18 protein-coding genes are annotated in these 22,043 nt (G+C 45.4%); 12 read left to right on the forward strand and 6 right to left on the reverse strand.

Annotated elements, in window-relative coordinates; all coding sequences use genetic code 11:
* Positions 1-59 precede the first annotated feature (59 nt).
* The 4 genes from R2J37_RS14370 (at position 60) to R2J37_RS14385 (ending at position 5,029) form a co-directional block, all read left to right on the forward strand.
* A complete protein-coding gene (locus R2J37_RS14370; protein WP_316265725.1) occupies positions 60-809 on the forward strand; it encodes an ABC transporter ATP-binding protein in 750 nt (249 codons plus the stop codon).
* Positions 810-820: 11 nt separating this feature from the next.
* On the forward strand, positions 821-2,842 hold the full coding sequence (locus tag R2J37_RS14375; RefSeq protein ID WP_316265726.1) for an FtsX-like permease family protein: 2,022 nt from the start codon (positions 821-823) through the stop codon (positions 2,840-2,842).
* A gap of 548 nt (positions 2,843-3,390) precedes the next feature.
* Positions 3,391-4,437 carry a sensor histidine kinase gene (locus R2J37_RS14380; protein WP_316265727.1) on the forward strand — a complete coding sequence of 349 codons (1,047 nt, stop codon included), beginning with the start codon at positions 3,391-3,393 and terminating at the stop codon, positions 4,435-4,437.
* The gene (locus R2J37_RS14385) at positions 4,409-5,029 is read left to right on the forward strand and encodes a response regulator transcription factor (RefSeq protein ID WP_316265728.1); all 621 of its coding nucleotides are present in this window, start codon (positions 4,409-4,411) and stop codon (positions 5,027-5,029) included. Before R2J37_RS14380 ends, R2J37_RS14385 begins: the two co-directional genes overlap by 29 nt.
* A 34-nt stretch (positions 5,030-5,063) precedes the next feature.
* Here the strand turns inward: R2J37_RS14385 and R2J37_RS14390 are convergent, their stop codons facing one another.
* The 4 genes from R2J37_RS14390 to R2J37_RS14405 form a co-directional block, all read right to left on the reverse strand.
* Positions 5,064-6,155 carry a Fic family protein gene (locus R2J37_RS14390; RefSeq protein ID WP_316265730.1) on the reverse strand — a complete coding sequence of 364 codons (1,092 nt, stop codon included), beginning with the start codon at positions 6,153-6,155 and terminating at the stop codon, positions 5,064-5,066.
* A 155-nt stretch (positions 6,156-6,310) separates the two neighbouring features.
* Positions 6,311-7,690, reverse strand: a complete 1,380-nt coding sequence (rlmD, locus tag R2J37_RS14395) for a 23S rRNA (uracil(1939)-C(5))-methyltransferase RlmD (RefSeq protein ID WP_316265732.1) — start codon at positions 7,688-7,690, stop codon at positions 6,311-6,313.
* Between the two features lie 99 nt (positions 7,691-7,789).
* Positions 7,790-8,731 (reverse strand): 3'-5' exoribonuclease YhaM family protein, encoded by a 942-nt coding sequence (locus R2J37_RS14400; RefSeq protein ID WP_230105056.1) that lies wholly within the window; start codon positions 8,729-8,731, stop codon positions 7,790-7,792.
* A gap of 29 nt (positions 8,732-8,760) precedes the next feature.
* Entirely contained in the window at positions 8,761-10,011 is a 1,251-nt protein-coding gene (locus R2J37_RS14405; RefSeq protein ID WP_316265735.1) for a S1C family serine protease, read from the reverse strand.
* A gap of 668 nt (positions 10,012-10,679) precedes the next feature.
* On the opposite strand from R2J37_RS14405, the gene R2J37_RS14410 reads away from it, so the two are divergent.
* The 3 genes from R2J37_RS14410 to R2J37_RS14420 are packed head-to-tail and all read left to right on the forward strand — an operon-like array spanning position 10,680 to position 15,282.
* Positions 10,680-13,058 carry an endonuclease MutS2 gene (locus tag R2J37_RS14410; RefSeq protein ID WP_316265737.1) on the forward strand — a complete coding sequence of 793 codons (2,379 nt, stop codon included), beginning with the start codon at positions 10,680-10,682 and terminating at the stop codon, positions 13,056-13,058.
* 14 nt (positions 13,059-13,072) lie between these two features.
* The gene (locus R2J37_RS14415; RefSeq protein WP_230105053.1) at positions 13,073-13,774 is read left to right on the forward strand and encodes a response regulator; all 702 of its coding nucleotides are present in this window, start codon (positions 13,073-13,075) and stop codon (positions 13,772-13,774) included.
* Between the two features lie 47 nt (positions 13,775-13,821).
* Positions 13,822-15,282, forward strand: coding sequence for a sensor histidine kinase (locus tag R2J37_RS14420; protein WP_316265739.1), 1,461 nt, complete (start codon positions 13,822-13,824; stop codon positions 15,280-15,282).
* Here R2J37_RS14420 and R2J37_RS14425 read toward each other — a convergent pair.
* The gene (locus R2J37_RS14425; RefSeq protein ID WP_316265741.1) at positions 15,279-16,478 is read right to left on the reverse strand and encodes a substrate-binding domain-containing protein; all 1,200 of its coding nucleotides are present in this window, start codon (positions 16,476-16,478) and stop codon (positions 15,279-15,281) included. The genes R2J37_RS14420 and R2J37_RS14425 overlap by 4 nt on opposite strands.
* 252 nt (positions 16,479-16,730) lie before the next feature.
* Between R2J37_RS14425 and pflB the strand changes: the two genes are divergently transcribed.
* From pflB to R2J37_RS14450, 5 genes are all read left to right on the forward strand, one after another.
* The gene (gene pflB / locus R2J37_RS14430) at positions 16,731-18,848 is read left to right on the forward strand and encodes a formate C-acetyltransferase (protein WP_230105050.1); all 2,118 of its coding nucleotides are present in this window, start codon (positions 16,731-16,733) and stop codon (positions 18,846-18,848) included.
* A 35-nt stretch (positions 18,849-18,883) separates the two neighbouring features.
* Positions 18,884-19,126: an autonomous glycyl radical cofactor GrcA3 gene (gene grcA3, locus R2J37_RS14435; protein WP_230105049.1), complete on the forward strand. Its 243-nt coding sequence runs from the start codon at positions 18,884-18,886 to the stop codon at positions 19,124-19,126.
* Positions 19,127-19,129: 3 nt separating this feature from the next.
* On the forward strand, positions 19,130-19,873 hold the full coding sequence (pflA, locus tag R2J37_RS14440) for a pyruvate formate-lyase-activating protein (RefSeq protein WP_230105048.1): 744 nt from the start codon (positions 19,130-19,132) through the stop codon (positions 19,871-19,873).
* A 127-nt stretch (positions 19,874-20,000) separates the two neighbouring features.
* Positions 20,001-20,171, forward strand: a complete 171-nt coding sequence (locus R2J37_RS14445; RefSeq protein ID WP_022319077.1) for a 4Fe-4S ferredoxin — start codon at positions 20,001-20,003, stop codon at positions 20,169-20,171.
* Between the two features lie 190 nt (positions 20,172-20,361).
* Positions 20,362-20,718, forward strand: a complete 357-nt coding sequence (locus R2J37_RS14450; protein WP_230105047.1) for a hypothetical protein — start codon at positions 20,362-20,364, stop codon at positions 20,716-20,718.
* Here R2J37_RS14450 and dnaB read toward each other — a convergent pair.
* The gene (dnaB, locus tag R2J37_RS14455) at positions 20,701-22,041 is read right to left on the reverse strand and encodes a replicative DNA helicase (RefSeq protein ID WP_316267053.1); all 1,341 of its coding nucleotides are present in this window, start codon (positions 22,039-22,041) and stop codon (positions 20,701-20,703) included. The two genes, R2J37_RS14450 and dnaB, sit on opposite strands and share 18 nt — an antisense overlap.
* Between the last annotated feature and the right edge of the window lie 2 nt (positions 22,042-22,043).

Raw genomic sequence — 22,043 nt, forward strand, 5'->3', positions numbered from 1 at the left:
TGCGCTTACAAAAAAAGGCTTATATAATGCCATCATACGATAACGAGAGGAGTGATATCATGCGTACGATCTTAAAAGCAGAACATGTAACAAAAGTCTATAACAAAGGGCAAAAGCCCAGCCTCCACAATGTGTCTTTCGACGTCTTCAAGGGAGAGTTTATCGGGATCATGGGCGCGTCCGGCTCCGGAAAGACAACGCTCTTAAATGTCCTTTCCACGATTGATAAGCCGACAGACGGAGAAATATTCATCAACAATGTCAATCTGAAGTCCCTGAATGATCTAAAGGCAGCAGATTTTCGACGGGACAATCTGGGATTTATTTTTCAGGACTATTTCTTACTGGACAGCCTGACTGTCTTTGAAAACATTGCAGTTCCCCTTACTTTACAGAAAGTACCTCCGAAAAAGATCGAAAAAACGGTAAACAGCCTGGCGCAGCGTTTTGGAATCGCTTCACAACTGGACAAATACCCCGGTGAGTTATCCGGAGGACAGCGGCAGAGAACATCAGCCGCAAGGGCCATCGTCAAAAATCCCGGTATTCTATTTGCAGATGAACCTACGGGAGCATTGGATTCCAATTCCGCAACAGAGCTTCTAAATACTCTGCAGGAAGCCAACAGGGATCTGCAGACGACTATCTTAATGGTGACCCATGATCCTTACGCCGCAAGTTTTGCAAACCGCATTTTCATCTTCAAAGACGGAGGCATTGTGAAGGAACTGCAGAAAAGGGAAACTTCCAGGCAAGCCTTTTATGAACGGATCATAGAAGAAACCGCAAAACTGGACACCAACAGATAGGAGGAATGGACATGAATACGTTTTCTATGGCTGTAAAAAATCTTAAGAAGAACCTTTCTTTCTATTCTTTATATCTGGTGTCCGCCGCTTTTGTCATCACCGTATTTTTTGCCTTCACTTCTTTTTCCGTCAATACGGTAATGCTGGAAAAAATTTCTACAGACGGCAGGGTAGAAACCATGTGTCATACCATCTCTCTTTTCCTGATGGTATTTGTGGTTTTTTATATGGCTTATTCCAACCGATTCTTTTTGCGGCGCCGGACAAAGGAGCTGGGCATTTATGCTCTGTTGGGATATCGAAAGGCCGATATTTTATCCCTGCTGACTTTTGAAAATCTTTTGATCTGTTTTGGCGCATATATTTTAGGAATGTCAGCCGGCGGTCTCGTGCATAAAGGAATTGTCTGTTTCATCAATCATCTGCTCCATTTAGGAATTGATACTTCCCGGATTCCCTTTTGGAATTTTTCCGCCGTATCCAGAACAACGCTCTTTGTATCTGCAGTCGTTTTGGTATTGAGCCTTTCTAACGCACGTTTCCTGTACAAAACAACATTGATGAATTTAGTACGTTTTGAAAAAAGCGCGGAAAAAAAGATGCGCCTCCGCAGATTTCCTGCACTTCTGGGATTTCTTATGATCACAGGCGGATATATCCTTGCCCTGAATATCCTTCGGGGAAATTGTTCTCTGTGGATCCGGGCAGGATTCTATCAGACAGGTCTTCTGACCTTGTTCCTTGTAGTCTGCGGAACCGTATTATTTATTGCTTCTTTCCTTCCCTATATGATGGAACGGAGCAAAAAGCAAAAGCGGAGGTTTTACACCGGCACAAACATCATCACGACACCGAATTTTATTTACCGGATCCGCTCCAATGCCAGGACATTGATCATGCTCACTTTGCTGTCCGCGGCCGTCCTGACAATCTCCAGCGTCATGGCACTGACGCTGTACTATCCGGCAGCTGCCGTGTCCCGCATTGCTCCGTCAGAAATTGAATTTAGAATAGAAAAGGACGGTCAGATAAAGGCTATAGAGCAGATACTGAAAAAATACGTTCCCGATACCCAGGACATTACTCTGACGAGAACAGATATATACAACGTCACCTCTGATTCCGAAAATCTTCCGGCGGAATATTATTTAGGGTCTGCCCAAAACGAGGCGGATCAAAAAACGCTTCTCAGAGAAGCCGGATTTGAATGTATTTCCTATTCTCAATATGCAGAATTACTGGAAGCCCAAGGAAAAAAATCTGCACCGGATCAGCCTGGCGCCCTGTCAGATGATGAATGTATCTTGATAAAATATCTTCCGGATGAAGATAACCAAAGCGAAAAAGGAGACCAATATGTTTTACAGACAGGCAATCGAGAAAAAACAGTCACTGTAAAAGCAGTATCCCTGGATAATGCCATCTCTTTTGCAAACAGTATCGGAACACTCGTAATCAGCGACAGCCTGTATTCGGAAATAAGCCAACACCAGACGCCGTCCGCAAGTATTGTGAGTTTAAACGGAAGGCCACTGGAAAACAACGAAGAATTGTATCAGGCATTATCGGATTACCTGGATGGCAGCCCCTATCTGCAGGGAAATTCTCACAGGGTAAACGAACTGATGTATCTGAACAGCTCCACTTTTCTTTTGATCGGTTTCCTTGTTGCCCTTTTCTTTATCGCAGTTGGGAGCATTTTATATTTCAATAATCTCTCGGCCGTAATAGATTCCAGAGCAGACTATGAGATCCTGGGAAAAATGGGATACAGAACGAGTCAGATCAGACGGATCATCAGAAAACAGACCTTAACCTTTTTCGGCATACCTTTTATTCTGGGGCTCTTAGACTGTATCTTTGCAACGATCGTTTACAAGATCGGACTGATGCAGAATATTTTAGGAAATTCTCCAAGCCAATACGTTCCTGTCATAATCGCAGTTTTACTGACAGCTTTGATATACGGCATATATTACTTCCTGACTGTCCGATCATGTTACAAAGCAGCTAAAATCTGCTATAATACATAACCAAAGAACCATCAGGGGAGGGAAAATGATTGAAAAGCCCGGCTATTAAAATTTTACTGTTTATAAATCACATTTTCATCATCTTACTTTTAGGCGTCACAGCAACCGACGCACCGCCTTTATCTGTTCAAAACACTGTGCCTCTTCTGCTTGCCACATTACTGCTTGCCGACATCACTTATATTGCCTCCTGCAATGTGAAGGAAAACTCTGTTCTTTTTCTATTCTGCGGTCTATTGGCGGCGGATAGCTGGTACCTGCTTTTTGATTCAGGGACGCAGCCGGCAGACAGTATATTCTTCCGGGTCCTTGGTCCCGTTATCATGTACCTTTCCCTTAAATTCTGCTTTTTATTTTTATTTCAGGGATATAACTATAAGCTCAAAAAGATCACCGACATTTTAATTCTCCTTTTCTGTATCAGTGCTGCCGCCGGCGCTTTTCTTTCTGATACCATATACGCCTGGGCTTATGGGATTCAATTTACGGGAAGCATCCTTTGCTTTGCCATGATTCTTTTACATCATCGAAAAAGAGTGAGTTTCGTTTTGCGGAGTGAAAAACGCCCCATTCTTTTCTCACTCTTTATTACAGCGGCTACTTTTGGAATCTACTATGTGATGACCAGAAATATCGAAAATCATATCGGAAATTTCGGCGTTTATATTGTGGTGCTGATCTTTTCACTGAGCGTTCACGGCATTATTCTGAAAGAGAAAAACAGCATTCCCTTATCCGCCGTATTCAGCCTGAAACAGCGGCTGCTCCTCGGCGCTGTCAGCCTAAGCGTTTTATGTATGGTCTGCCTTGCATTTAACAGCTCCTTCACTTTGTTTCTTCTTTTGAATTTGCTGCTGGCATTGATTTTCTTCTGCAATATTTTATTAGGGGAAAATCTGAAACACAAAAAGAACATTGCCGCCGCCCCCGGCAGATATGCCCTGGCATTAGACAGATTAAAACAGGAAGAAAACCTGAAAGCAGAATTTGCAAATTTCCTCCACGATGAAGTGTTGCAGGATCTATTGTCCGTAAAAAATATGACCCCCAAAAGTTACCGTCCGGAAATACAGGACATTATGATCGAGACTCTTGACAACTTAAACGTCCGCATCCGCAATCAAATGCAGGATTATCACCCGGTCATCCTGAAAACACTTACGCTGAAAGAAAACTTAATAAGTCTCATCGAAAATGTTTCCGCCGCATTTCCCCAGCGGAGTCTGAAAGTGTCCTTTGATTGCCCTGATACCCTGTTCATTGCAGAGCCGTACGATCTATTAGTGTACAGACTGATAAAAGAACTTTTAACTAATATCTACAAGCATTCCGACGGAACTCACGCATGGATCACCGTTTCTTCGAAAAAAGATACGGTAAATCTCAGCGTCTGTGATAACGGGAGCGAAAATCCTCTGAACGAGAAATTCGAAACCAACAGCCCACTTTGGCATAAAGGAATTTTTTCCATAAAAGAACAGATTTCGGACTTAAACGGAACCATGTCTATTTCCGACAATATCCCTCATGGGGTCCGGATCGAGATTTCATTTTTGATGAAAGGAGATGTTTCTTATCAATATTTTGTTAGTTGACGATCATGCCCTTTTCGCCAAAAGTCTGGCGATCGCATTAGAAGAATATTCCGAGATCGAGCATTTCATCATCACACAGGAAACAGAAGGCCTGTCAGATCTTGTGCTCCGGGAACATATTGACATTGCCCTGATGGACATTAACCTGGGAAAATTAAGCGAAAACGACGGACTGACGCTGGCCCGGCGCTTATTGAAAGTCATTCCGGATTTAAAAATTATCATCCTTACCGGCTACGACCTGCCCGTTTACCGGCACGAAGCAAAAAAATCCGGCATATCCGGATTTCTCAATAAAAATATAAATCCTGATAAACTACTGGATTCTATCCTCTCAGTTTATCATGGCCGCTCCTGTTTTCCGCCGGACGAAAACGAACCGGTTATCGAAGAACTGACCAACACGGAAAAACAGATCCTGCAGTTAATTTCCTCCGGGAAAAAGCGTAAAGACATCGCAAAAGAACTCTATATCAGCGAACGGACACTTTCCAATCATTTACAGCATATTTATGAAAAACTGGGCGTGACTTCTTCCATCGAAGCAGTTGCCAAGGCGTTTCAAATGGGGTATATTGCGCCTTTGGGGTGAGGGGCGGAATAAGCCCATTGCCTCAACTCTGCCATTATCTGAATCTGTATTTTCCTTTTCCATGACCGGATACTGGCACAATGACTTCATGCTTTACCAGTTCCTTCAAAAATTCTGATGCTCTGGAGGCCTTAATGTCAATTACCTTCATCACATCCGAACGTCCGAAGATCTCCTGACCAGGAAATGCCTCGCGAAGCTTTAAGATATGTCTTGCCGTTTTGGGGTGAAATAACTCTCCAATGTCCGGTTTCAATTCTCCAATGTCCGGTTTCAATTCTCCAATGTCCGGTTTTTTTACTTTTTTGAAAGTACCACTGATATGCAATGTCCGATTATGAAGCGGATGATTTTCATCCAACAAAAGATTTCTTAAAAACACCTCCAGAAATTCTGTCGTCTCGTGTGTACCATTTTTCAGGTCATTATAGTTAGCTCGAACAAGAGCATTACGAAAGTACCACGCATTCTCTGCAAAAATATCATTTGTTACGTCAAAACCAAGGGTCTTCAAATATTTGATGAAGAACACTGCCGTAGTTCTGGTATTCCCCTCTTCGAACACGTGAATCTGCCATAATTTTGAAATAAATACCGCAAGATGACGAATGATCTCATCCATGGAAAGATTTTGATAAGAGAACTTTCTTTCTTCTGAAAAATCATAATCCAAAGTCGCCCTCAACTCTGTGGCACTTCCATAGAGTACAGTTGCTCCATCAAGCACCCACTCTTTCTTTGTGATATTGTAATCCCGGATACACCCTGCATGAGGATAGATGCCATTAAACAGCTTTCTGTGAATAGAAAGATATTGGTTTGGCGTGAAGCTGAACGCTTTCTCTGAAAGAAGCTCCGCAATTCTGACAGAGACCTTATCCGCCTCCTCTGTGCGATCTGACGCATTGCGAGCAGGATTCTCTTCATAATAGTCATACAGAAGCGCATTTGCCTCTTCAAAGGATATCTCCCCCTCAATATTACGGACAGCTGTATGCACCAGATATTCAGATGTTTTCAAACCATCAACAGCCTGAAGGCCAATGGCAGTATGCCATGCATACCCCTTATCCCGTTTATCCGGTTCTGACTCTCTGATATATTCTTTAAAAGGATCTTGGTTCACTCCATCTCACCTCCATTTTCTGCCCAACAATATGAAAAAAGTATACCACCTGTTCTCCAAGGTCTATCCCCTTGGGTAAAGCAATTTCCACATACCCATTCTGCGGAAACAGAAACATACAGTCATTTTACCCAGAATCGGAAGAAGTCCTTGATTTACTGGGCTTTTCTCGTCAGCCGAACAACCGTCTCCACATGCACCGTCTGCGGAAACATATCCACCGCCCGAACTCTCTCCAGTTCATATCCTCTTTCCCTTAAATACTTCACATCCCTTGCAAGTGTCGCTGAATCACAGCTTACATATACAATTCGGTCAGGCTGCATTTTTACCATAGTGTTTAATACTGCTTCCTCGCATCCTTTTCTTGGAGGATCCACTACAATTACATCTGCGTAGATTCCCTCTTTTTCATATTTTTCAGGAAGAACGTCTTCTGCTTTTCCAACATAAAAGTCTGCATTATCAATGCTATTTATCCTGGCATTATTTTTCGCATCATCAATGGCCTGCGGTACAATCTCAACTCCATATACCTGCTTTGCCTTTTGTGCAAGGAACAAAGAAATTGTCCCGATTCCGCAGTATAGATCCCATACCGTTTCTTTTCCGGTAAGGCCCGCATACTCCAAGGCTGTCCCATAGAGCTTTTCTGTCTGTATTGGATTCACCTGATAAAAAGACAGGGGAGAAATCTGATATTTTACATTTCCAATGTAATCCGTAATATAGTCTTTGCCCCAGATTGTTTTTATACAGCTTCCCATAATGACATTTGTTTTTTCCTCATTCACACTATATGAAATACTCGTCATTCCCTCAATATGGGTAAGCTGTCGGACCAGTTCATCACTGTGCGGCAGCGTTTTTCCATTAATCACAAGACAGACCATCATTTCTTTTGTTGTAAAGCCTTTTCGGATCAGGATATGACGCACCAATCCCGTATGCGTTTCTTCATTGTAGGCTTCCACTTTGTACTTTTCCATGAAAGTCAAAATTATCTGAAGTACTTCTCGATTCTCTTCCGCTCCAAGCGCACAGTCACCGTCAGGTACCGGTATGATCGAATGGGTTCGCCCTGCATAGAATCCTACTGTCAGTTTCCCGTCCCTCGTTCTTCCAATGGGGAACTGAGCCTTGTTTCGGTACCGAAACGGCTGCTCCATGCCGCATATGGGCTCCATCACTTTGTCCAGCATTTCCGGACTGATATCGCCAAGGCGAATCAGATTGTTGCGGACTTTTTCATGTTTAAAGGCAAGCTGGCTGTCATAGCTCATTTCCTGGATCTGACATCCTCCACATTGACGTGCGGCCGGACACCTTGCCGAAATTCGTTCATCAGATGATTGAATAATATTCATTAATTTTGCATATCCATAATTTTTCTTAGCTTTCATAATTTTGGCTTCCACCACATCGCCAACTATGGCGTCTTTAATGAACAGAGTATATCCATCTACCTTTCCGATTCCCTCTCCTCCGATGCCAATATCCTTGATTTCTACTGTAACAATATCATTTTTCTGCATAAAAATACTCCATTTTTACAAAAATACCCACCATTAATATCAATTTGGGACGTAGTACTTTTGAAGTTTACTACGTCCCCGTTAACAGTTTATTCACATTTATATCGATGTTTTCCGCAGGTTTGTCTCGAACAGGCGATTATATCCCAGCCAGTCTTTGCTGTTTTTGTCTTTGAAGATTTCTGTCAGTGTCTGCATTTTTGCGTCTGTGCAGTCTGCGAAGTGAAGCGCCATCGCCTCTGCCAGAGCCGGCTTTTTCGGTGAACCGTATTCCAATTCGCCGTGATGAGCGATAACGCAGTGTTTCAGTTCATTTGCCAGTTTTTCCGGAAAGTCCGGTATTTCTCTGATTGCGTCGCTGATCATTTCCACGCCGATCACAATATGTCCGAGAAGCTGACCATCGTCGGTATAATCGTTTGTCGGAAAGGGGGAAAGTTCTTTCATTTTCCCGATATCGTGGCACATTGCTGCCGTATAGAGCAGATCCCGGTTGAGGATCGGATATGCACCTGCCATGTACTCGCAGAATTTCACGACACTTAATGTATGTTCCAAAAGGCCTCCGGAAAATCCGTGATGTACGCTTTTGGCTGCCGAATGTGCTTTAAACTTTTTAATAAATTTTTCGTCTTTTTCAAAATAATATTCTATCACCTGACGAAGATATGGATTTTTAATCTGTTTGCCGTACGCCAGTAGTTCCTGATACATACTCTCCGGATTTTTCTCGGTTGTCGGCATATAATCAGCGGCGTTGTATTCGTCTTCATATGCCTTCCGTATCTGTTTAATATTCATCTGAAGCGCATTGTTATAGCTGATGATCTCTCCATACACTTCAATAAAATCCATTTCATCATAATCTGCGATTCCTCCGGAATTTGGATCCCAGACCTTCCCGTCCAGTGTTCCTGTCTTGTCCTGTAGGATCAGATTGTCATATGGTTTCCCGTTTCTTGTTTCTGCAGAACGTTTTCCTTTGCAAAGATAAATGTTCCGAATTGTCTCTCCCTCGCAGAGAGTATTGATATATCTCATATAGCTGCCTCTTTCTAGTCTGATTTTTGTTATTCTTTACTTCCTATGGCCACTGTAAAATCAATGTCCACGTAACCGCCGTTTCCCTGTCTTTTTCCTTCTACTTTAATTTCTTTTCCAGCATCCAGTTCCATCAGGGCATTCGTATATCCACTCAGCGTGGAAATACTGGTTTTTCCAATGCGGGTGATCACATCCCCGCTTTGAATCCCTGCCTTCATGGCCGGAGAATCCGCTGCAACTTCCTGCACATAAATTCCTTCCGGAAGCCCCTGCTGTTCTGCAAGATCCTCTGTTACTGTCACGCTTAAGATTCCAAGATAAGGAACGGCTTTATTATTCGACAGAAATTCAACGGCTTTTTTCAAATCAGAAATGCCATAGGCGATGACCTGCCCCTGCCCTTCTTCACCCAAAAGCGTCTGATCTATGATTCCAACGATCTGTCCGTCCGTATCAGCCAAAATACCTGTCCCTGCCTGTGAAGACGGGATGTCTGTGCAAATGAGATCATATTGCCCATCATACTTCATTACTCTATTTGCAGTAGAAGCCGCAATGCCGATCCCCATTCCTCCGTAATAACCGAATGGACTTCCCAAAGCAAGGATTACCTCACCTTTCAAAATACTATTGGAACTTCCCAATGTAGCAATCTGAATCTGATTCCATGCAGATTCCGACACTGTATTTTTGGCTACAGCCAGAACCGCAATACCCAGATTATCGTCTCTCTTTTTCAGGCTTGCCGGATAAGTCTTCCCGTCCGCCAGTTTGACCGTGATATTTGCACTGCCGCTTAATACTCTGCTGCTTCCCAAAATAAGAAGTTCTGTCCCATTATCTTCAAAGAGTACTCCTGCTGCACTGGATACCGCCGGTTCCTCATCCGACTCTTTACCGCTCCCTTCTGCCCTGATCTCCACGATGCTGCGGTTTACAGTATTTCCTATATTTATAAGAGCCCGATTCATTTCCTCATAGTCTTCAACTGTCAGAGTCTGCGCCTCCTGCGTTTCTCCCTGCCCTTCTGCTTCTGTCTCTTCTTCTTCCTCTTCAGGAATTGTAATTTTCTGCGGATTGCCGGCAAATTTTTCCTCTGCCCAGGGTTTGAGCGCACAAAATCCTATGCATGCCGCAAGGCCAAAAACAAGACCAAGGCCTGCATACTTTAAAACGATATTCCGGAGCTTGTTATGTCCGCCATTTTCATCCTTAATCGTTTCCTGAAGGAAAGCATAATCATCCTTCTTTTCTTCAGGTTCTTCCTGATATCCCATGACGCATCTTCTCCTCGTACAATCCTTTTTTTAGTATACAATATCGCCCCGCAATGTTCAACATTTATCCTTTCCTTTCCCCCTCAAATGGGGTATAATGTCCACGTAAGCAAAGAGCCATGCAGAAATACAAGAGATCAGCAGGGGCTGCTTGCAGACACTGCTGGTATCTTGTATTTCTATAGGGCGAATGCCCGTGAGCGAGAGACTTTTGTCTCGAGCTCGCATGGCTCTTTGCGGGAGCTTGTCTTTCATAGGGCGAATGCCCGTGAGCGAGAGACTTCTGTCTCGAGCTCACATGGCTCTTTGCGGGGGCTTGTCTTTCTTAGGGCGAATGCCCGTGAGCGAGAGACTTCTGTCTCGAGCTCGCATGGCTCTTTGCGGGGGCTTGTCTTTCTTAGGGCGAATGCCCGTGAGCGAGAGACTTCTGTCTCGAACTTGCATGGCTCTTTGCGGGGACTTGTCTTTCTCAGGGCGAATGCCCGTGAGCGAGAGACTTCTGTCTTGAGCTCACATGGCTCTTTGCGGAGACTTGTCTTTCTTAGGGCGAATGCCCGTGAGCGAGAGACTTCTGTCTCGAGCTCGCATGGCTCTTTGCGGAGACTTGTCTTTCACAAAGCCACCGGGCACACTACACAAACAACAATCCAACAACCAGGTGAATATATATGAATCAAAAAACACTGAATAAACTTGAATACAACAAAATCATCGAACTTCTGGCACAGCAGGCCACCTGTCCCGGAGGCGAACGCGCCTGCCGGGCTTTAAAACCGTCTGCCGACTTAACTGCCATCGAAACAGCACAGGCGGAAACAGAAGCCGCTTTTTCAAGGATCGTCCGCAAAGGAAAACTTTCTCTTAGCGGCTGTTATCCTGTATCCGACTCTCTGAAACGCCTGGAAATCGGCGGAACTTTAGGAGCCGGAGAACTGCTGCGCATCTGCAAGCTTCTCTCGGCTGCAAACCGTGCGAAATCCTACGGACGCCACGAGACAACGGACGATCTTGCAGATTGTCTGGACCCGTATTTTGAACAGATCGAACCCCTTACCGTTCTGTCGTCCGAGATCGAACGGTGCATCATCAGCGAGGAGGAGATCAGCGACGATGCAAGCCCTGCCCTGAAGCAGATACGCCGGCAGATCGGCCTTGCAAATGACCGGATCCATTCCACCCTCACCTCCCTTGTAAATGGTTCCATGCGCAGTTATCTTCAGGACGCATTGATCACCATGCGGGGAGACCGTTACTGCATCCCTGTCAAAGCAGAATACAGAAGCCAGGTTCCCGGTATGATCCACGACCAGTCGGCCACCGGATCCACTCTTTTCATCGAACCAATGTCTGTTGTAAAGCTGAATAACGACCTAAAGGAGCTGTACGGCAAGGAACAGGAGGAAATCCAGGTGATCCTGGCCTCTCTTAGCGCCGCTGCCGCCGAGCACATCGATGCCATACGCGCCGATTACCAGATCATGACTACCCTTGATTTTATTTTCGCAAAGGGGAGTCTTGCACTGTCCATGAACGCAAGCCGTCCGGTCTTCAATCAGGACCGGCGCATCCATATACGTGAGGGCCGCCATCCTCTCCTTGACCGGAAAAAGGTAGTTCCCATCACCGTGACGCTGGGGGATACCTTTGATCTTCTGATCATTACCGGTCCCAACACCGGGGGAAAAACTGTCTCCCTGAAGACAGTGGGACTTTTCACCCTCATGGGACAGGCCGGACTTCATATTCCCGCCCTGGACCGCTCTGAACTGGGTGTTTTTGAAAATGTCTATGCAGATATCGGAGATGAGCAGAGTATTGAGCAGAGCTTAAGTACCTTCTCGTCTCATATGACAAATATTGTCTCCTTCCTGAAAATGGTCACTCCGTCTTCTCTCGTCCTCTTCGACGAGCTGGGCGCCGGAACAGACCCTACAGAAGGTGCAGCTCTTGCCATTGCGATCCTAAGTCATCTTCATCGGCAGGGAATCCGCACCATGGCAACCACCCATTACAGTGAGCTGAAGGTATTTGCCCTTTCGGAGAAGGGCGTGGAAAATGCCTCCTGTGAGTTTGATGTGGAAACTCTCCGTCCCACTTATCGTCTTTTGATCGGTATTCCCGGCAAGAGCAACGCCTTTGCCATTTCCAGCAAACTGGGGCTTCCCGACTACATTATTGAGGACGCCCGCCGTCAGCTTTCCTCCCAGGATGAATCCTTTGAGGACATTTTAAGCAATCTGGAACAGAGCCGGCGCACCATTGCCCGGGAGCAGGAGGAGATTGCCGCTTACAAGCGGGAGCTGGAAAAACTGAAATCCGAAGCGAAACAAAAACAGGAAAAACTGGATGCGCAGCGGGAACGCATCATCAATGAAGCCAACGAAAAGGCCCGCACTATCCTGCAGGAAGCCAAGGATGTGGCCGATGAAACAATGAAAAATTTCCGGCGTTTCGGCAAGGAAAACATTTCCGCCTCCGAGATGGAGAAAGAAAGGGAACGCCTCCGCCGCAAGATCGCCGCATCAGAGTCCGGAAATTCCCTGCAGACAAGGAAGCCTGCCAAGGTTCACAAACCAGGCGATTTCAAATTAGGGGAATCTGTCCGTGTCCTCAGCATGAACTTAAACGGTACTGTTACCTCTCTTCCCGATTCCCGCGGAAATGTAACAGTGCAAATGGGAATACTCCGCTCGCAGGTTAATATTTCCGATCTGGAGATCATTGAGGAAAAGCCGGTATATACTGCTGCCAAGAACAGACGTAATACATCCCAGGGCAAAATGAAGATGGGCAAATCCCTTTCTGTCAGCCCGGAGATCAATCTTCTGGGAAATACAGTGGATGAGGCGATTGCCAAACTGGATAAATATCTGGATGACGCTTACCTTGCGCATATTAACCAGGTGCGGATCGTTCACGGCAAAGGAACCGGAGCGCTCCGCAATGGAATCCATAATTATCTTCGCCGTCAAAAACATGTGAAAAATTATCACCTTGCCGCTTTCGGCGAGGGAGATGCCGGCGTAACTATTGTAGAATTTAAGTAACCAGGGGGAGAACTATGGTAACGAAACAGAAAATCTTAATTGTAGACGATGACGAAAATATTGCTGAACTGATTTCGCTGTATCTGACAAAGGAATGTTTTGACACAATGATGGTCCACGACGGAGAAGAAGCATTAAAAACCTTTGATCTTTATCAGCCTAATCTGATTCTCCTTGATCTGATGCTGCCCGGTATTGACGGCTATCAGGTGTGCCGGGAAATCCGCAGCCGTTCTCAGACGCCTATCATCATGCTTTCCGCAAAAGGTGAGGTTTTTGACAAGGTTCTGGGGCTGGAACTGGGTGCCGATGACTATATTCTGAAACCATTCGACTCCAAAGAACTGGTGGCTCGTGTGAAGGCTGTCCTTCGGCGGTATCATCCTGTCAAGACAGAGGAACCGGAAAAAGATCGCGGGAAATACGTGGAATACCCCGGTATCGCGATCAATCTTACAAACTATTCTGTTCTTGTAGACGGCAAAAATGTGGATATGCCTCCCAAAGAGCTGGAGCTTCTCTATTTCCTTGCCTCCTCGCCCAATCAGGTATTTACAAGAGAACAGCTTCTGGATCAGATCTGGGGCTATGAATACATCGGCGACACAAGAACAGTAGATGTCCATATCAAACGGCTCCGTGAAAAGATCAAGGATCATCCATCCTGGAGTCTTAGCACAGTATGGGGAATCGGCTATAAATTTGAAGTAAAGTAACGGCTAAGTAAATCTTTTATGAAATAAATCTTCTATGGAGAACAGTCATGATCTTTCACCGTTCTAAACAAAATCAGCGGAAGGCTACCCTTCCGCTTAACAGCACACTATATCTGAAATTTATTGTTATTTATATTGTGTTTGGCTTTCTGGCCCTTTTCACTGCTGCCACATTGACTTCCAGTCTGACTTACACAAGTCTCAAGGAATCTGCTGCCAGCAGACTCTATTCCGAAGCTACTGTCTTTGCCAATGATTATCTTCCGGATTATTTCAACGAATTCTTATCTTCTTCTGAAGTTCGTATGCAGCTGGAGGGAATGAGTTCTTACACAGACGCTTCTGTCTGGCTGGTAGACCGGGAAGGTACTCTTTTGTTTTCTGCCCATCCGGATATCTATCCATCCGCCCCCTCTGCGATTGAAAATTTCAACCCGGCCGAAAACGGAAGTTCTACTTATCAGGAGGGAAATTATCATGGCTACTTTTCAGAATCCGTTCTTACCGTCATGGTCCCGGTGATCCGCGGTTTTTCCACAGACGGATATCTTCTGATCCACAAATTCGTATCAGATATCACCCAGTCGAGAGACATGCTGATGCAGTTTGTATACATTACTGTCATCATCATTTACCTTCTCTCTTTTATTGTACTGCTGGCCTTTCAGGTTCTCGTATACCGTCCCTTGCGCAAGATCACAGAGGCGGCGACTCAGTATGCCTCGGGAAATCTGGACTACGAGATTCCTGTCACCACGGAAGATGAAATGGGATACCTGTCCGCCTCTTTAAACTATATGTCATCACAACTCAAAGATATGGAAGATTATCAGAAAAAGTTTGTCGCTAATGTATCCCATGATTTCCGATCTCCGCTTACATCCATTAAAGGTTATGTGGAAGCCATGACAGATGGAACGATTCCGCCCGAAATGCAGGAAAAGTACCTGAAGATCATTCTCTTTGAAACAGAACGTCTGACGGATCTGACACAGGATCTCCTCACATTGAATGAATTTGACACAAATAACCTTCTTTTAAACAGGGAAAATTTTGATATTCACGAAGTCATTAAAAATACGGCCGCCTCTTTCGAGGGAACATGCACCCACAAAAAAATTTCTATCGAGCTTGTTCTCGCCACAAAACATGTGAATGTCTATGCAGATAAACGTAAGATCCAGCAGGTTCTCTATAATCTGATCGACAACGCCATTAAATTCAGCGAGCCGGAGTCCACCGTCATTGTAGAGACAACCGATCGCGGCGACCGGATCCACATTTCTGTAAAAGATTACGGGATAGGGATTCCAAGAGATGCCCTGAATAAAATCTGGGAGCGCTTCTATAAAACCGACAACTCCCGCGGAAAGGACAAAAAAGGCACAGGCCTGGGGCTCGCCATTGTTAAGGAAGCTCTCCAGGCCCATGGTGAAAATATTAATGTCATCAGTACTGAAGGTGTGGGAACCGAGTTTATCTTCTCTCTTCCCAAGAAAGGGAATTAATAGAGCATAGCTGCTATTTCGCCTTCTTGTATATTATCTGCGTCTACCCAGACGTATCCGGAATCGATTTCCGCTTCATTTCCCATATCCAGAATAGAACGGGCGCTTGCCACAATGGCTGCATATCCCATTCCGTAAGGATTCTGAGCTACAAGTCCGTATATACTGCCGTCCTGCAAAGCCTGAACCTCTTCTTCGGTAGCGTCAAAGCCTACAATCTTCACGTCTTTTTCCAGACGGGCGGACTGCTCTGCCGCTGTCATGACTGCATTTCCGCTCGTACCATATATCCCTTTTACATCCGGATTCTTTGCAAAAATATAATCCATCAGTTCGTCATCTGTGATATCAGCTGCCTGAACCTGCGTTTCCGGATCCTCATTCACTCTGGCCTCTTCCCCTGCCTTTGCATAAGTTCCTCCATTTATCTCATCTGCCATAGTCTGCTTCAGACTATCCAGATCTTCCAGATAATAAATGTTTTTCACTTCCATCTCCGGATAATCATTCTTTATCTTATTGACAAAAGCTTCTTCTCTCTCTTTTGCGGTAATAGATCTGGAATCATGGACAAAGACCATGACTTCTCCTTTGTTCTCCAGCGCTTCTGCCATATGTACGGCCGCCTCCTCTGCTGCCGCTGTATTGTTTGTGCTGATTCTTGCCATGATATTCTGATAGTTGCTGCCTGAATCAAAGGTTACAACAGGAATCCCGTTCTCTGCCGCCAGGTCAAACTGGACATCACATGACTGTGAATCAATGATCGAAATCGCTACTGCGGCAGGATATCTTGCCAGCTCTTCATCCAGGATGTTCACCTGTTCATCTACGTTTCCATTCTCACTGGGGCCGCTGTATACCATACGTACCTTATCGTCCCCTTTATATCCAAGCGCTTCATTTATATCATCCACGGCCTGCTGTGCCCCTTCTTGTACATTATCCCAATAATCTCCCGAGGCAGCCTTGCCGAGCAGGGAAAAATACGTTCCTGGCTCCAGATTCAGCCCTTCTACATTTCCATAGGCTGTCGGATTCAGGGCATCCAGTCTGATCTTTTCTTTGTCCACTTTTTCTTCTGTTTTATTAACGGTTGTTTCCCGCTCTTCTCCGTCATTGGACTGAACAGCGCAGCTGCAAAAAAGTAAAGCTGTGCTTAATACGATTGCTGATAATTTCCACTTTTTACACATTACTTTCCTCTCCCTGCATCATATTTTTTTACGTAACTACAAACACTATACACCAAAACAGCGGGAAAATGTAAAAAATTTTTCTTAAATTTTACTGAGAACTTTCTATTATTTTTGTATACTGTATTCAATTTAGTACAATATTCTTATTGACTAAATGATATTCGTTCTCATATAATAATCTTAACCGGTCTGTATCAGGTTTGACCGGTTGGTAATTGATCAAACAGCTCATTTAAGGAGGAACCTTTTATGGAAAAACATTGGATCTCTGAAAGCTGGGACGGCTTCCGCCCCGGCAGATGGAACCGTACATCCGTCAATGTGCGCGACTTCATTCAGAATAATTATACTCCCTATGAGGGAGATGAAGCTTTTCTTGCAGGCCCCACAGAGGCCACCAGAAAACTTTGGGAACAGGTTATGGATCTGTCTAAAAAGGAGCGTGAGGCAGGAGGCGTCCTTGATATGGATACGAAGATCATCTCCAGCATTACTTCACACGGACCGGGCTATCTCAACAAAGACCTGGAACAGATCGTAGGCTTCCAGACAGACAAACCTTTCAAGCGTTCCCTGCAGCCTTTCGGAGGAATCCGTATGGCACAGAATGCATGCCACGAGAATGGATACGAAGTAGATCCTGAAGTGGTGGATATCTTTACCAAATACAGGAAAACTCACAATCAAGGGGTATTTGACGTCTACACGCCGGAGATGCGCCTTGCCAGAAAGTCAGCGATCATCACAGGTCTTCCGGACGCTTACGGACGCGGACGCATCATCGGCGATTACCGCCGCGTAGCTCTGTACGGAACTGACTGGCTGATCGAGGACAAAAAGCAGCAGCTTGCCACCTCCCTTGTCCGTATGACCGGAGATAACATCCGTTTAAGAGAAGAACTGGCCGAACAGATCCGGGCCCTCGGCGAATTGAAAGAATTGGGTGAGATTTACGGATTCGATATCAGTAAGCCGGCCAAAAATGCCAAAGAGGCAATTCAGTGGCTCTACTTCGGCTACCTGGCAGCCGTCAAAGAGCAGAACGGCGCTGCCATGAGTCTGGGCCGCACCTCTACCTTCCTCGACATCTATATTCAAAGAGATCTTGACCGCGGGCTTATCACGGAAGAACAGGCGCAGGAGTATATCGATCACTTTATTATGAAGCTTCGCCTGGTAAAATTTGCCCGTACTCCGGAATACAATTCCCTTTTCTCCGGAGACCCGACCTGGGTGACTGAATCCATCGGAGGAGTGGGCATCGACGGACGGCCGCTCGTGACGCGTACTTCCTTCCGGTATCTCCATACACTGGACAACCTGGGAACCGCTCCGGAACCGAACCTGACCGTATTATGGTCTACGAGGCTGCCACGGGCTTTTAAAGAATACTGTGCGAAGATGTCTATCAAATCTTCTTCCATTCAATATGAAAATGATGATCTGATGCGTGCTACCCATGGAGATGACTATGCGATCGCATGCTGTGTATCTTCTATGCGTGTCGGAAAGGAAATGCAGTTCTTCGGAGCCAGAGCCAACCTGGCTAAATGCCTCCTGTACGCTATCAACGGCGGTATGGACGAACGGCTGAAGGTACAGGTGGGTCCGAGATACCGCCCGGTAGAAACAGAATATCTGGATTACGATGATGTCATGCAGAAGTTTGACGATATGATGGAATGGCTGGCAGGCCTGTATGTCAACACACTGAACGTCATTCACTATATGCATGACAAATACTGCTATGAAAGGCTTCAGATGGCCCTTCACGACAGAGAAGTGAAACGTTACTTTGCAACCGGTATCGCCGGCCTTTCTGTTGTGGCCGATTCCCTGTCCGCCATCAAATATGCCAAAGTAAAGGCTGTACGTGATGAGGATGGTCTGGTGGTTGATTACGAAGTAGAAGGTGATTTCCCGAAATACGGAAACAATGACGACCGCGTAGATGAAATCGCAGTAGAGCTTGTCCGAAACTTCATGGATAAGATCCGCAAGCATCACACCTACCGTCATTCCATTCCTACTATGTCTATCCTCACCATCACATCCAATGTTGTTTACGGTAAAAAGACCGGAAATACACCGGATGGCAGAAAACAGGGCGAGCCTCTTGCGCCGGGTGCAAACCCGATGCATCAAAGAGACACTCACGGGGCTTTGGCTTCTCTTGCCTCTGTTGCAAAGATCCCATTCCGCCATGCACAGGATGGTATCTCAAATACCTTCTCCATCATTCCGGGAGCGCTCGGAAAGGACGACATGATCTTTGCCGGGGATCTGGATCTTGACAGGCTGGAGGCAGAGTGCGGAAATATGGCGTGCAATATTCCAAATATCGAAGAGAGCATTGACCGCGAGTAATTTAACTGGTATTGTAAATAGAAAGGAGAATCATTATGACAGTAAATAAACAGCAGGTAGATAATCTTGTATCCATGTTAGACGGCTATGTTGAACAGGGCGGACACCATCTGAATGTAAATGTATTCACAAAGGAAACTCTTCTGGATGCCCAGAAGCACCCCGAAAAATATCCGCAGCTCACTGTCCGTGTATCGGGATATGCCGTAAACTTCATCAAACTGACGAAAGAGCAGCAGGATGACGTTATTGCCAGGACATTCCACGAAAATCTTTAAGCTATGAAAGGTTTTGTGCATTCGATAGAAAGCTGCGGCACTGTGGACGGTCCCGGGATCCGTTATGTGATCTTCCTTCAGGGCTGTCCCATGCGGTGTCAGTACTGTCATAATCCGGATACATGGGAGTATGGAAAAGGAACGGAAATGACTGTCCAGGAAGTTCTGGAAGGTTTTTATTCCAATCTTCCTTTCTACAGAAATGGAGGAGTGACTGTCACCGGAGGGGAGCCCATGATGCAGATGGATTTTCTGATCGAGGTTTTCCGTGATCTAAAGAAACACGGCATCCACACCTGCATCGATTCTTCGGGAATCATGTTTAATCCTCACAATGATGCCTTTATGAAACGGCTGGATGAACTTTTATCCATGACTGATCTCATCCTTCTGGATATCAAGCATATAGATGACAGACAGCATCAGATTCTGACCGGACATTCCAACCGCCAGATTTTGGCTTTTGCCAAATATCTGGATGAACGGGGTGTCCCTGTATGGATCCGTCACGTTGTCGTCCCCGGCATTACACTGTTCCGGGAATATCTGGAACAGCTTGGAGCGTTTATGGGGACTTTAAATAACGTGAAAGCCCTGGATGTGCTTCCCTATCATTCCATGGGAAAAATAAAATATAAAACCCTACATCTTTCCTACCCATTGGAAAATACCAGGGAAGCCACCAGGGAAGAAGCGGCTATGGCAAAACACATTATTTTATCCGCCTACAAAAAGGCTAAAAGTTGAAAATGACATTCAATTTCTTGTCCTAAATTTAGAACATCTTTTTCTCTTGTATATTTGTTTTTTTTGTATTATGATATGTATAAACCAAGTAGACTTATGTTCTATAATGATAAAGGAGGATATACCAATGGCACATGTAATTAGTGATGAATGTGTAAGCTGTGGAGCTTGCGAAGCAGAATGTCCAGTAGGAGCTATTTCTCAGGGCGCTGACCACTATGAAATCGATGCAGACGCTTGTGTTGACTGCGGAGCTTGTGCAGCTCAGTGTCCAACAGGAGCAATTTCCCAGGGCTAATTCATCTCTGGAAACATAAAAACAAAAAAGAAATCAAAAAAGACAGGCTGGTTCGACAGACTGTCTTTTTTTCGTCTCTTTTTGTATTTTCCGGCGGAATATGTAACTAAGATTCCCCGGGCACATCCTCCTTTTGACAATATCTTCACTGTGTACATGCTATACTTGGAATTGCAAAGGGGGTATGAATATGGGAAACGCACTTAACACATTAAGCAGTGCAACAAAAGAAGATACCAAACTATACAATTGTATTAAAGAGCTATATGAACAGGGCGTTCCATTTGACGAGCTGAAAGCTCTCATTCCCGATATGAAACGCACCAGAGAACAGCTCCGCATGAAGCGTATGCTGGAAAATAATAACGAAGTGCTGACAGCTATGATCACAAAAGAACTGTCCTTCCTCCTGGATGCCAAAGAGCGGCAGGAAGAAGAACAGTTCAAACGGCTGGATCAATTGATCCGCCAGCAGCAGTCCTTTCGGAAAGAAGCTGCCAAAGCAGGACCGGCAGAACGGCTGAAACGCCTACTCCTGCCAGGATAAATTGGCAAACTTCGTGTAATCCGGCAGCCATGCCAGATGAACGGTCCCTATGGGGCCGTTTCTTTGTTTTGCGATAATGATCTCCGCCTGATTAGGCGTCTCTGTATCTTTATTATAATAATCGTCACGGTAAATAAACATTACCACATCGGCGTCCTGCTCAATGGCTCCCGACTCTCTAAGGTCGGAAAGCATCGGTCTGTGATCGGGCCTTTGCTCTACCGCACGGCTGAGCTGTGATAATGCGATCACGGGAACATTCAGCTCCCTTGCCACGCCCTTCAGGGATCTGGAAATATCAGAAATTTCCTGCTGACGCGACTCTGCACGCCCGCCTACTCTTCCGGTCATCAGCTGCAGGTAGTCAATAATGATCAGGTGAAGATCCTGCTCCAGCTTATACTTTCTGCATTTGCTTCTTAATTCGGAAATGGAAATTCCCGGCGTATCATCAATAATAAGGTTGGACTTTCCGATAATCCCCGCACTTTCTATCAATTTTTCCCAGTCATCGTCCTTTAAGTTTCCAGTACGAAGGGCCTGAGAATCCACCTGTGACTCCAGGGAAAACAATCGGTTTACCAGCTGCTCCTTGGACATCTCCAAACTGAAAATGGCTACGGTCTTATTGCCTTTAAAAGCCGCATGCTGTGCGATATTCAAAACAAAGGCTGTCTTTCCCATAGAAGGCCTTGCTGCCACAAGGATCAGGTCCGACGGCTGCAGTCCTGACAGCTTGTAATCCAGATCCAGGAATCCGGTAGGAATACCGGTGACAGTCCCCTTCGTCTTTGCCGCCTTCTCGATCCGGTCCAGGGCATTTAAGACAACCTGCTTGATGGGCACATAATCTCCTGTGCTTCTTTTCTGGGCCAGCTCGAAAATGCTCTTTTCCGCTGTCTCCAGGATCGCTTCCATTGAATCGCTTCCTGCATAACAGGAATTTGCAATCTCTTCATTTGTCTTTATAAGCCTGCGGAGCATAGATTTTTCAAACACAATATCCGCATAATATTTAACGTTCGCTGAAGTGGGAACTGCGGCAACCAGATCGCGGACAAATTCCAGACTGGAAATTTCATCCGGTACATCCTTTTCCTTCAGCCTCTCCTGAAGAGTGATCAGGTCCACCGGCTTCCCTTCATTGAAAAGCTCTGTCATAGAATCAAATATAACGCCGTATGAAGTTTGATAAAAATCTTTGCCGCTGATGATTTCAGAAGCGGTCATGATCGCATCCTTGTCCATCAGCATGGCGCCTACGACAGACTGTTCCGCCTCTATGCTGTGAGGCGGTACACGTTTAATGAGAGCTTCCTCCATCT

The sequence above is a fragment of the Claveliimonas bilis genome, from assembly GCF_030296775.1.
Lineage (GTDB): Bacteria > Bacillota > Clostridia > Lachnospirales > Lachnospiraceae > Claveliimonas > Claveliimonas bilis.